Origin of the sequence: Flavobacterium sp. TMP13 (assembly GCF_050847115.1) — a bacterium.
Lineage (GTDB): Bacteria > Bacteroidota > Bacteroidia > Flavobacteriales > Flavobacteriaceae > Flavobacterium.
This window is the reverse complement of sequence record NZ_CP193656.1, coordinates 3,497,405-3,509,522: the sequence shown is the minus strand read 5'-3', so window position 1 is coordinate 3,509,522 and position 12,118 is coordinate 3,497,405. Positions and strand designations below refer to the sequence as shown.

The 12,118-nt window shown below is 33.6% G+C and carries 10 protein-coding genes; 7 read left to right on the top strand and 3 right to left on the bottom strand.

From position 1 onward, the window contains the following. Positions 1-83 precede the first annotated feature (83 nt). Together ACRASX_RS15135 and ACRASX_RS15130 are read left to right on the top strand one after the other, a co-directional pair. Positions 84-944 carry a tyrosine-type recombinase/integrase gene (locus ACRASX_RS15135; protein ID WP_432221835.1) on the top strand — a complete coding sequence of 287 codons (861 nt, stop codon included), beginning with the start codon at positions 84-86 and terminating at the stop codon, positions 942-944. Then, positions 929-2,089: an IS91 family transposase gene (locus ACRASX_RS15130; protein ID WP_432221834.1), complete on the top strand. Its 1,161-nt coding sequence runs from the start codon at positions 929-931 to the stop codon at positions 2,087-2,089. Before ACRASX_RS15135 ends, ACRASX_RS15130 begins: the two co-directional genes overlap by 16 nt. Before the next feature lie 235 nt (positions 2,090-2,324). On the opposite strand, the gene ACRASX_RS15125 is transcribed toward ACRASX_RS15130, so the two are convergent. Continuing rightward, positions 2,325-2,720 (bottom strand): hypothetical protein, encoded by a 396-nt coding sequence (locus tag ACRASX_RS15125; RefSeq protein WP_432221833.1) that lies wholly within the window; start codon positions 2,718-2,720, stop codon positions 2,325-2,327. 200 nt (positions 2,721-2,920) lie between these two features. Beyond that, complete coding sequence (locus ACRASX_RS15120) at positions 2,921-3,982, bottom strand: SHOCT domain-containing protein (protein ID WP_432221832.1); 1,062 nt, start codon at positions 3,980-3,982, stop codon at positions 2,921-2,923. Positions 3,983-4,062: 80 nt separating this feature from the next. On the opposite strand from ACRASX_RS15120, the gene ACRASX_RS15115 reads away from it, so the two are divergent. The 4 genes from ACRASX_RS15115 to ACRASX_RS15100 all read left to right on the top strand — a co-directional run bounded on the left by ACRASX_RS15115 (position 4,063) and on the right by ACRASX_RS15100 (position 7,322). Next, entirely contained in the window at positions 4,063-4,248 is a 186-nt protein-coding gene (locus ACRASX_RS15115; protein ID WP_432221831.1) for a hypothetical protein, read from the top strand. A 1,227-nt stretch (positions 4,249-5,475) separates the two neighbouring features. Further along, positions 5,476-5,733, top strand: coding sequence for a hypothetical protein (locus tag ACRASX_RS15110; RefSeq protein ID WP_066305852.1), 258 nt, complete (start codon positions 5,476-5,478; stop codon positions 5,731-5,733). Between the two features lie 170 nt (positions 5,734-5,903). Continuing rightward, complete coding sequence (locus ACRASX_RS15105) at positions 5,904-6,644, top strand: DUF3891 family protein (RefSeq protein WP_066305850.1); 741 nt, start codon at positions 5,904-5,906, stop codon at positions 6,642-6,644. Between the two features lie 27 nt (positions 6,645-6,671). Next, on the top strand, positions 6,672-7,322 hold the full coding sequence (locus ACRASX_RS15100; protein WP_066305848.1) for an SOS response-associated peptidase: 651 nt from the start codon (positions 6,672-6,674) through the stop codon (positions 7,320-7,322). A 386-nt stretch (positions 7,323-7,708) separates the two neighbouring features. Here the strand turns inward: ACRASX_RS15100 and ACRASX_RS15095 are convergent, their stop codons facing one another. After that, positions 7,709-9,919 (bottom strand): bifunctional alpha,alpha-trehalose-phosphate synthase (UDP-forming)/trehalose-phosphatase, encoded by a 2,211-nt coding sequence (locus ACRASX_RS15095; RefSeq protein ID WP_066305847.1) that lies wholly within the window; start codon positions 9,917-9,919, stop codon positions 7,709-7,711. A 322-nt stretch (positions 9,920-10,241) separates the two neighbouring features. Here ACRASX_RS15095 and ACRASX_RS15090 point away from each other — a divergent pair, with 322 nt between their 5' ends. Continuing rightward, positions 10,242-12,041: a glycoside hydrolase family 15 protein gene (locus ACRASX_RS15090; protein WP_066305844.1), complete on the top strand. Its 1,800-nt coding sequence runs from the start codon at positions 10,242-10,244 to the stop codon at positions 12,039-12,041. Positions 12,042-12,118 lie beyond the last annotated feature (77 nt).

The window sequence follows — 12,118 nt, the reverse complement described above, 5'->3', positions numbered from 1 at the left end:
ACAAAAAAAAGCATCCTGATGCTTTAAGGGAAAACAAAATCCTTAATCAGGCAATTCGTGAGGTTCCAAATTTTGAGGAACTCTTGCATCGATTTGAACGTACGATTTCTGTTTTAGGCAGAAGCCAAAGTACCTTTTCTAATTATGCTCGGCATGTAGCTTCTATGGCTTTGCATTTTGGAAAAATCCCCACAGAGCTTGATGTAGAGCAAGTGCAAGAATACTTGTTTATGCTTCAAAAGCGTTCCAAAACACCTTCACAAACCTATTTCAAGCATTGCGTTTACGGACTTCGGTTTCTTTTAAAATCCGAAGGACTTCCTTATGAATACCTGCATTTACCTTCTATAATGCACGAGAAAAAACTTCCAACAGTTCTCAGTAAAGAAGAAGTTTGGCGGTTGCTCCATAGTTGCCAACTACTTAAACACAGAATGCTTATTGGACTTTTGTACGGTTGTGGATTGCGTTGTATGGAAGTACGAAGTGTGCGTTTGCAAGACTTGGATTTTGATCGCGAGCAACTCAAAGTGGTGCAAGGCAAAGGCAAAAAAGACCGCTATGTTCCACTATCCAAACATTTAATCCGCGGACTCAAAACTTACATTGAAGCTGAAAAACCCAAAGCCTATCTCTTTAACGGTCAGCCTATTGAACGAGCTGGAGGAGACTTCGACAGCCGCTATTCCCAACGTGGCGTACAATGGGCGGTTAAACAAGCCACTAAAGCTGCTGGAATTACTAAAGAGGTTTGCGTGCATACGCTTCGACATACTTTTGCTACCCATTTACTTGAAGACGGACTAGATATTATCACATTAAAAAATCTTTTGGGACATGAGAATATCGAGACTACAATGGAATATTTGCATATTGCTCAACTTGACACTATAAAAGCTTTTAGTCCGCTAGATACACTTTTCGAAAAATGCAGCCGCAAGTAGCTGCTAAGCGAAGTGGAATAGGCTGTATTGAGCGGAGTCGAAATGAAGTAGCTCATGTACTAGAAAAACTGGGAAACAAAGTAGAGAATCTAGGACTCAATACCTGGCAATTGCGGACTTTATCAGCCGTGCGAAGATGTAGAACTGCAGCTTTAGGCGGTCATATTGATGCGTGTGATCAATGTGGTAAAATTAGTATTAGTTACAACTCGTGTCGCAATAGACATTGTACCAAATGTCAGGGAAAAAACCGAGAAGATTGGGTACAAGCTAGACAAAGTGAACTCTTACCAGTTCCATACTTCCATGTTGTTTTTACTTTGCCTGATAGCATTAATAGTCTGGCTATTTATGATCCAAGATTAGTGTATGATTTACTTTTTGAGTCGGCATGGGAAACTTTGAAAACCTTTAGTAAAGCCGCAGCAATCCAAAGCGGAATGATTGCTGTTTTGCACACTTGGGGACAAAATTTATCCCTTCATCCACACTTGCATTGCATTGTTCCAGGCGGTGGCGTGGACAAAAATGGCAAGTGGCAAAACGTACGAGGCGATGGTAAATTTTTGTTTGCAGTCAAGGCATTGTCCAAAGTTTTTAGGGCAAAATATTGTGAGAAACTAAAAGAGAGAAGCCCTGATAATTATACCAAAGTCAAGAAACAATTGTGGGAAAAGCAATGGGTAGTGTTCGCCAAAAAGCCTTTTGGAAGTCCAAAATCAGTAGTGGAATATTTAGGAAGATATACCCATAAAATAGCCGTTAGCAATAACCGAATCCAAAGTATAGACAATCAAAACGTAACTTTTAGCTACAAAGATTACCGTCAAAACGGATTTAAGAAACAAATGACACTTACTCACGAAGAATTTATCAGAAGGTTTGCGTTGCATATTTTGCCTAAGCGTTTTGTTAAGATTCGTCATTATGGTTTTTTGAGTAGCACTTGGAAACGGGAGAAACTAAAGGTTTTACAAGAAAAACTAAAGGTAAAAGTGCTAGAAAAAGTAGAGAAGAAACCTTTTTTGCCCAAATGTCCTTGTTGCAAAATAGGCAATTTACACCGGATATTGGTTTTTGATCAGCGTGGTCCGCCTGGTTGGTATCTTGGCAATAGCCAAAGCTCAAATCCCTGTAAGAACTAACTTTATGGGTAAGGGACTTTATGCCCAATCCCGAAGCTTGGAGTGAAGGAAATCACTATAAAAACCATTATGTTTATACTGCAAAAAAAAGAGACGTTTTAGCCTCTTGTAATCTCTCTACTCATTTTACGATAACTCCATAGTGCTGACGGCATGTAATCGGTTCCGTTCAACCGCGGCTTCATTGTTCGTCTTTCAGACGCAACGAAGCCTTAGCTGATGGCAGTAGGTTTTTTCATTGCTGTGTATGTTCTACCCAATTAAGTTTATAATAATCTTTTCCAATTTCAGCTTCAAGGTCAAACTTATATTTTCCACTTTTAATTTCTTCAACTTCTGTTCCGCAAACTGGAAAAATTAAGGTATCACGTTGCATATTTTTAATTATTGCTTTTGGAGTTTCTAAAGGCAAACTATTTTGAATCAATAATTTTCTGCAATTAATAATTATCGATTTTCGCTTTTTTATTTCGTAATATTTGTTTTCAATTTTCAAAGAGTCAATATCAAAATTAGTTTTGTTATAAACTTCTATTTGAACGCTTTTAGAAAAAAAGTAAAAATAAGTGATTGCTAATAAGCAAAATAACAAACCAAAATAAAATATTATTTTAAAATTCTTATTCTTCATTTACATCTTTTTTGGTATTCTGCGGTAAACTTACTGCCATCGTTCTCGCGCCTCGCGCAGTTTGCGACTTACGAAGACGAGTATTTTCGGCTTAACGAAAATACGATAAAAAACAGTAATTCCACTAAATTCGCAAATTGCGCGAGACGTGTGTTATGCCTCGTTGTTTTATTTATTCCACTATTTTTTCCCAAAATTCATTAACTCTTTTTATTTTCTTCATTTTCTATTTGCTTTGAGTCTTTTTCTTTTTGTATGCTTGCTTCTGAATAACTATCAAACTCATAGATTTGCGTGTTAATTATTCTAAAAGGTCTTTTTTTAAACTCTTCTTTCAGTAGATAGTTATCGTTTTTTATTGATAATTCTACATCAAAATTGTTGTTATACATTGCTAATTGTAAATTAGTCTTATCTTTTGCGCTATCTAATATTTTATATTTTTCATCCTCATTATAATCTTCCAGCTCTATAATATCCGTTGTATATAACTCCTTATCATAAATGAGGTAGTAGATAGTTTCAGTCGTTCTCAGTATTCCTAATGCGTTATCAAAGGAAAGTTTATCTATACTTTTAACACTTGGTTTCTCAACTTCCATTATGACATAGACAAACTTTTTTATTTTTATAGGTTCTTGCTTTTTAGGTTCTATATATTGAGGAGCGGTGTTAACAATTTTAGCTGGTGGTGAATAAGATGCAGTATTGTTTGAGTTAAGTATTATTAATGAAATTAGGATTATAAAAAATACAAATGAGAATAAATAAATTTTAGCAGAACTTTCTTTTTTATTTACAGTAACTTTTTTTACTCTTATATCTTTATAGCTGAATTTTTCCTGTAATATTTTTATTTTATTTTCAAACTCTTCTTTTGTCAATATGCCCGAAAGAAGTAAACTTTCTAATTGTTTGTATTCTAAAGTGTTTTTAAAATTTTGCTCACTTCTTTCTATTTCGACTTTATTAATTTTTGAAGCGTATTCTTCTTCGGTTATAATTCCTTTTTGTTTTAAGTCATTTAAAATTTTTAGTCCTGAGTTTATATTAGTTTCTGTATTAACTACAACAGGTTTTTGCTTATTGAGATTATTGTATAACAGAATGACTAAAATACTTACCCATTGAAGAGGCGGAAAAAGAACAAATACTAATAAGGTGTTTTTTTGAATTTTAGTAAAATTATCAGAATTCCAAACGTAGAAGGAAGATGCTGTTACTAAACCAATTACTAATCCAACTCCGACAATATTATCCATATTACTATATTTAAATCTTTGTAATCACAAACATAACTATTTTTTGTTACTTTCGTATTTCAACTTTAAAAATCAAAATTATGTCTTTAGAAGAAATTGAAATCAAATTAGAAAAATTACAATCCGAAGTGAATGTTTTATACAAACAAAATGTACAACTGACTGAAGCAATAAATAAAATCAATATTAAGATTTATGCAAGTGATAATCCTTTTGACAATAAAGTAGAATCAATAGACATACTATTTTCAGAAGATACTAAATAAATTTTAGTAACTCTTAATTTTGTAAATAATGTAGAGTCTGAATCAAATATAAAATTCACGCAGTAGTTTAGTTCTGCTATTTTTTTGATAACTGTACTAATTCTTCAAATTTATTTTCACATCTTGTACTGTTTCTTTGTTTACTTCCATTGTGTTTTTAGTTATGACGTTGTGGTTCTGCGGTACAATGAGGCATAACTATTATATATAAGCTATATAATGGCGTAAAGTCTGCCTAATTTGAAGGTATTACAGCCATTTATAAGCGTTTATTTAATGTACAAATATAAGCAAAAGGTAATCCAATAATTTTTATAATGATTTATTTGTAAGACTTTGTCACCTTTTTTATTCAAGGCTTTTCTATTAGTAATTAGCGAGATATACTATAAGGTCTGGGGTAGTAAAGTCAAGAATGCTGAAGGAATATATTTTCCGTTACAATTACCCGACTGCATTTGAATACTTTTACAAGGTTTTTCATGGCTAGAGATCTAATTCAACATACTAAAAAGGAAATCCGAATGAAGGACATCTTATACCTCGAAAACAAGTACCAACGGTAAAGGGGAGAATGTTTTGGGGACTTGCATTGATTACGAAGGAAATTATTTGAACACCACTTACTTTCCAAATAATTTACAGGTGTTGCCCTTGCACGGTGGAGGACGTTATTTTTTGCTGAGATAAGTAGCGATAGAGTATCAGTTTCCCTCCTTTACTATTTTAAAAATGGCTACCATGCCATTTGTTCCCCATCAGAGAAATTCACACGCGAAAGATCACCAATTGATAACGGCGCATAATAGTAACTAAGATTAATGTCGAACTACTAGAAAACCGTACCCAAACCTCATACGATAGATTTTCCACGAGTTAAGATGAGTGCATAATTTTTTTAGAAGTAATTTTACACTGTTCCATCCAATTTGCTGAATTTTCTTTAGTGTCTGCCTTAGTAGGACTCCCTTAATTTTGAAGTACTTGAAAAAAAGTTAGAGATCAATTTTTATCCACTTCGATAAATTTTGACGCAGTAGAATACATAATCTTAAGTTGATGTATTTTAATTATCACTTTACATTTGTATAAAATGGGTTAAGAAGAGTGTGGAATAATATTTTTCTCAATTTAAGTTATATAACAACTTATTTAAATTATATAAACAGTTAAATATAAGACTATTGTAAATTTATATAAGAAATATTAATTTAAATAAGTAAAGTTATGAGCATTATACAAAACGATCATTCAGAAGGACCGGTAGCTAAAAAGATTGAAGAACAAACAGCCAAGCTACCTTCAGATTTATTTTTATGGGCAGCAGTTGCCTCAATGGTTGGTTCGGCTACCCTTAAGGTTATGGGAAAAGGTAAAACGTCATTGTTCGTAGGACAGTGGGCGACATCCTTTCTACTTTTAGGAGTTTATAATAAAATTGTTAAAGTAGAGGGCAGTGATGCAAAGGACAATCCCGGCAATTAAAATTTAAGACGATTCAAAAGCCTGCTCATGCAGGTTTTTTTGAGAGTAAACCAAATAGATGTAATAAAACAGATATTCTAGTACATCTATTCAACGTTACACTTATTAAAGTGCGCCTAGTTAAGCATTAAAAAAAAATTAGAATTGTAACTACGTAAAGTATTGCGCTTATGATTGTTTTGTCTCATCAAAAAGGTTGGAAAATTATCAACCAGCGCTCGCACGGATTACTAGCTGCTATGTTAGCGAATCAATACAACATCGAACTCCCAAACGAGATTTTGGTTCCCACATTAATCGCTATTGCGGAACACGATGACGGTGTAGCCGAAACGTTGCAAAATAAAAACTTAACGCAAGCAGGCGCACCAAAAAATTTCGATATTGGTGACGGTCCTGAAAATGCTGATCTACATCAATATCACAATGTAATGGAGTTATCAGCTTCTAAAAGCCAGCTAAATGCTTTATTAACGTCCATGCATTTAAATTTTATTTTTGGTGATAAAGATAAAATTAAGAATAAACAAGTCCTTACTTTTTTAAATGAACAGAAGCACAAGCGAAGTGAAATTCTAAAAAAATTAAATGTTGATAAAAAGTATGTTGATCGATTGTATCGATTTGTCGAATGGTGCGATGCTTTTTCTCTTCTTATTTGCATGGATAAAATTCAAGCTGAAGGCAGAAAGATGGAAATTTCAGAAAGTCCAGATGGTGATATGAATCGTACCTTTTATAAAAGTGAAAATATAATTTCAGTAGAACCTTGGGTGTTTAAAAATGATAATTTTAAGGTTTTTTATGAATACAAAATAATTGAACAGCTACAATTTAATTCTATTAAAGAATTTAATGAGATTTGTATTCGTACTGAAGTACAAAGAGCAGATTTTGTATTGTCACGATAAACCAACTTCAATAAAAATAAAAGAAACATGTGCTATCATACGATTCAAGACAAATTCGCCGATCAAATTGAAAAAAGATTTGATGCAAAAATAAAGAACTATGCTGAATTTGCTCCTCACGATCATTTTAATGGTTTTTTGTTTCCCAAAACACCAGTCATTACCAACGACAATCCCAAAATCATTCAGCATTTTAACTGGGGTTTAATTCCACATTGGTCCAAAGATGAAGATATTAGAGCGCTAACTTTAAATGCTAAAATAGAAACACTTGATGAAAAGCCTTCGTTTCGTGACGTGACTAATCAACGGTGCCTAGTAATTGCAAATGGTTACTTTGAGTGGCAATGGTTAGATGCAAAAGGTAAAAACAAAGTAAAGTACAAATTAGGTATTGCCAATGAAGAGTTGTTTGCTTTTGCCGGTTTGTATTCCCGATGGACTAACAGTCATACGGGTGAGATTAGAAATACATATACAATCGTAACTACTGAAGCTAATGCTTTAATGGCAAAAATTCACAATAATAAAAAAAGAATGCCTGTGATTTTAAAGCCGGAAGATGAAGAACGATGGCTGAAGCAGACACCAATTGAGCAATTTTCATTTCCATATTCTGTGGATTTAAACGCAACTCAAATACTTCCCGATACAGAAGCTCTATTGTTGTTTCAATAATAGTTTCGCCTGCATCTTGCATTATGGGACACCAATCGGGATCATATTCATTAATTTATTTGTACTATGCTGTCTAAAATCCTAAGAAGGAAGTTTAAGAACCAGTACTAAAATAATTTTCATTTGTAAACGTTAATATAGCTCAATATTATCTTTGAAAATTTTTGTTAAATCTAATTTTAATTGAATAATTCATAAAAAGAAAGATATTAATTGGATTGCTACTTAGTGCCATAATTTTGTTCTAGATTGTTTTTATTAAAATAAAAGTCACATGGTCAAGCTTTGAAAGTTTTTTCCGCAAGTTTTACATTTTAATTTTCTTCCATAACACTTCCATAACACTTCCAAAATATTATAAATTTAGATTATAAATAAAATAACTATTAGGTTCTAATTATGGCATGCAACAAAGGGCGCACCTCAGAAATATCTTCAATATAATATTTTGCTGCTGTGTTAACGTTTCCTACTTTAACTGTAAAAGTACTTTGAGGCAGATCATTAAACATAAACTCGTCAGTCCAATCATCACCAATAGCAAAAACAAAATCATAATTTTCGTCTTGTAAAAGTTGTAAGCTAGCGCGACCTTTATTAATGTTACTATTTTTAACTTCTAGAACTTTATTTCCTTCTAATACCGATAAGAAGTCATTGGAAAGTAAACCTTTTAATACATGTTTAAATTCCATTTTTCTTAAGTCAGCCATCTCTGCATCAGCCTTACGATAGTGCCATGCGATGGAGAATTCTTTTTCCTCTATAAATGCTCCAGGTGTTCGATCCACAAACGTTTCAAAGATGGGTCTAACATTTGCTTTCCATTCTGTTTTAAAGTGATCCTGACAAATCCAATTTTCCCCTTTTTTGCGTAGCCAAGCACCATGATCGGTAATAAGCGTGTACGCCCTGTCTCCAAACCATTCCATTAAGGTTGTGCGATCACGGCCGCTCACTATGGCAATTTCGGTATTTTCCAGTTTTGCTATTGAATCCAAGAGTATAAGCAATTCATCATCCGGATAGGCATCAATGGGATTGTTTTTAAAGCCAGCCAAAGTTCCATCATAATCCAATAGAAAGATTTTCTTTTTGGCACTTTTAAAATTTTGATGAATTGAATCCAAAACTTGCTCTGAAAGTTTTTCTGCTACTTGCACAGGAATAAAACTTTTAGCTAATTGAAGCGACTTTAGAAATTCACTTGCCCATAGTTCGACGTTATAACGAGATATTCTTTTCTGTAAAGCTTGGATTCGATCCCTTTGCTCTATTGCTGGCATTTCGAGGGCATTTTTTAGTGAATCTGCAATCTGTTCAAAGTTATTAGGATTAACAATAAGAGCTTCGTGCATCTCTTGTGCGGCGCCTGCCATTTCACTTAATATAAGCACACCGCTACCTTGCGTTCTTGTAGCTACATATTCTTTAGCGACTAGATTCATTCCGTCTCGTATCGGGGTGACCATCGCTACATCAGAGGATACGTATAAATCAATAAGATCATCGAAAGGTAAGGCTCTGTAAAAATACCATATTGGAGTCCAATTTAAAAGGGAGTGTTCCCCATTGATCCTACCTACAAGTTCGTCTATTTCTCTTTTTAACCGTTGGTATTGTGGCACATTTTCTCTAGAGGGAACTGCAAGCATTACTAAACGTACTTTTCCTACGTATTGTGGATATTTGGTTAAAAAATATTCAAAAGACTTAATTCGGTTGGCTATGCCCTTGGTATAGTCCATTCGGTCAATTGATAATATTAATTTGCTGTCCGAATGCGAATCATTATGTACATCTAAACTTTTCATCAACTCAGTTTTAGAATCCTCTTTTTGATTGATTCGTGCTAAGGCTGCCGTATTATATTTTGTGTAATCAATACCCATAGGAAAGCAATCGACTTTAATGATTCGGTTTTGATAATGAATTTCACTAAAATGGACTTCATAGTTCGTAAGTCTGCCAACTGAACTTATAAAATGTCTCACATAATCATAAGTATGAAAGCCAATTAGATCTGCTCCCAACATACCCTCTAGCAGGTCATCACGCCAAGGACAAGTTTTAAACAATTCATATGAAGGATAGGGAATGTGCAGGAAAAATCCAATAGTAATATTTTTGTTCGCTTTTCTTAATAATTGCGGCAATAACAAAAGTTGATAATCATGCACCCAAACAGTATCACCATCTTTTGCCTGTTCTAAAATGACCGCAGCAAATTTTTCATTTACTTCTTTATAGGCGTTCCAATGTTCAATTTCAAATTCTGTGAAAGACTGAAAATAGTGGAATAGCGGCCAAAGAGCACTATTACTAAAACCGTAGTAATAGTTATCGATATCATTTTGAGTAAGCGGTACTCGCACACATTTTTCTTGCCATAAAATCGCATCAACCTCTTTGGCTTTACTTGAATTAATTTGTTGTTCAATCAAGCCCGACCACCCAATCCAAATACCGTTCCCGTCTTTATGTACAGATTTCATTCCGGTGGCTAAACCGCCTGTACTTCCCTTCGCTACTAGAGTGCTATTTTCATATTTAAGATCTACAGGTAAGCGATTAGATACTATTATCGTTTTATTCATGATGTATGTATTAATTTTAAAGTAAAAAAAAAATTAAAATATTTTCCTTTCAACAAACATTTGCGGCTATTATTTTTCAGAAATCAAAATTAACAGTTGCACGTATTTTTCATTTACATTATTGCGTTAATAATTTATAGATTTATCTAATAACATTTCGAAATTGAGTACGGATAAACATTTGATTAAGGTTTAGAATTTACAAACTTTTGTTTACTTGCAGTTGTGGTAATTACAAGGACTACTTTTTAAATTTGGTTGAATTAAAATCTTTTTATAAATTTAGGTAATTACTGAATTTTAAAAATAAGAAAAGGATTATATGAATAACTTAAACTACGGAATAATTGGAAATTGCAGAAGTGCGGCGTTAATATCAGATAAAGGATCTATCGACTGGTGCTGTCTCCCGGAATTTGATTCCGCATCTGTATTTGCAAAAATTTTGGATGATAATATTGGTGGAAGCTTTGAAATAATTACCGATGATCATTACTTTAGAACCCAGAAATATCTTGAAAATACCAATATATTGGTTACTACTTTTGATAACGGTACCGATGTTTTTGAAGTGAATGATTTTATGCCTCGATACAAAAAAGATAATGGGGATTACAATATACCTCCTGAGATTATACGCTATTTTAGGAAAATTTCAGGCAGACCTCAATTTGCTATATTATATGATCCGAAACTTGAATATGCGAGTGGAGTGACTAGTACATTCGTAAAAGAAGACCACGTAATTAGTGTCAGTAATACCTTAAAATTTGACTCGTTATTTTTGTACAGTAACTTTTGTAAGCAGTCTATTTCGGAAAGCAAATTGATCGAACTAGAAGATGATGGCTATATACTAATGGCTTATAACGAGAAGATATTTTTACCCACCTTAGCTAAAATTCGCCTAGAGTTTGAAAGAACAAAAACATACTGGTTAGGTTGGGCAGATCGTACTACTGAGTATAAAAAATTCAATAAGGAAATTCTGCGAAGTGTTTTAACGCTAAAAATGCTTTCCTATCAAAAAACTGGAGCGGTATTAGCTGCCATAACAACTTCTCTGCCTGAGACAATTGGAGAAGTGCGCAATTGGGATTATCGCTTTTGCTGGATTCGGGATGCATCTATGGTAGTCAAGGTTGTATCAGAGTTAGGTCATGTTGAACTCGCAAAGGATTATCTTCAATTTATAGTTGATCTTATACCTAATAAAGATGAGAAACTACAAATCATGTATGGGATAAATAAAGAAAAAGAATTGACAGAATCCACATTGGACCATCTCAGCGGTTACATGGGAAGTAAGCCAGTGCGAGTGGGTAATGCGGCTTATTCGCAGAGACAGAATGATATCTATGGCATCCTAATGGATGTGATTCATCAACGTTTAATAAACTTTACAAACGATACAGAAAATGTGGAGGAACTTTGGAATATTACCAAAGGTATTGTATGGGTAGTTCAAAATCACTGGCAGGAACCAGATAAGGGAATTTGGGAATTTAGAACGGAAGAACGGCACTTTACTTTCTCGAAAGTACTTTGTTGGACCGCTCTGGATCGTGCTGTCAAAGTAGCCGAAATTTTAGGAAAGTTTTCCATAGCCAATAAATGGAAGCAACTCTTAGTAACTATAAAAGCAGATATACTTGAAAATGCTTGGAATGAAAGTGCTCAAGCTTTCACGCAGTCGTACGGATCAGAAGATCTTGATGCCGCCGTTCTGTTAATGGAAAATTACGGATTTATCGATGCGTTAGATCCTCGCTATGTAAGCACAGTAATTGCCATTGAGAAAAATCTTAGTAATGATGGACTACTATACAGATATAAAAATAAAGATGATTTTGGTTTACCGTCCTCTTCATTTACGATTTGCACATTCTGGTTTATAAATAGTTTATTTAAAATAGGACAACAAAAAAAAGCGGAAAAATTATTTAAGAAATTACTAAGTTACAGCAATCATTTGGGACTATTTAGTGAGGATATTGATTTTAAGACAAAACGTTTGCTTGGTAATTTCCCACAAGCTTATTCCCACTTAGCTTTAATTGAGACAGCTATTAATCTGTCTACTATAACAGAGGAAGAAGCTGTTCGTGATACCATCAGCTAATTTCTTAATAATGATTTAAATCAGACAATAAATTTTATAATTTCTGCTGTTTATTATGTAATAATGTACGGTCTAAG

Bases quoted from the DNA above. Each gene is read 5' to 3' on its own strand.
- ACRASX_RS15130 (WP_432221834.1), top strand. From the start codon at position 929: ATGCAGCCGCAAGTAGCTGCTAAGCGAAGTGGAATAGGCTGTATTGAG.
- ACRASX_RS15125 (WP_432221833.1), bottom strand. From the start codon at position 2,720: ATGAAGAATAAGAATTTTAAAATAATATTTTATTTTGGTTTGTTATTT.
- ACRASX_RS15120 (WP_432221832.1), bottom strand. From the start codon at position 3,982: ATGGATAATATTGTCGGAGTTGGATTAGTAATTGGTTTAGTAACAGCA.
- ACRASX_RS15115 (WP_432221831.1), top strand. From the start codon at position 4,063: ATGTCTTTAGAAGAAATTGAAATCAAATTAGAAAAATTACAATCCGAA.
- ACRASX_RS15110 (WP_066305852.1), top strand. From the start codon at position 5,476: ATGAGCATTATACAAAACGATCATTCAGAAGGACCGGTAGCTAAAAAG.
- ACRASX_RS15105 (WP_066305850.1), top strand. From the start codon at position 5,904: ATGATTGTTTTGTCTCATCAAAAAGGTTGGAAAATTATCAACCAGCGC.
- ACRASX_RS15100 (WP_066305848.1), top strand. From the start codon at position 6,672: ATGTGCTATCATACGATTCAAGACAAATTCGCCGATCAAATTGAAAAA.
- ACRASX_RS15095 (WP_066305847.1), bottom strand. From the start codon at position 9,919: ATGAATAAAACGATAATAGTATCTAATCGCTTACCTGTAGATCTTAAA.
- ACRASX_RS15090 (WP_066305844.1), top strand. From the start codon at position 10,242: ATGAATAACTTAAACTACGGAATAATTGGAAATTGCAGAAGTGCGGCG.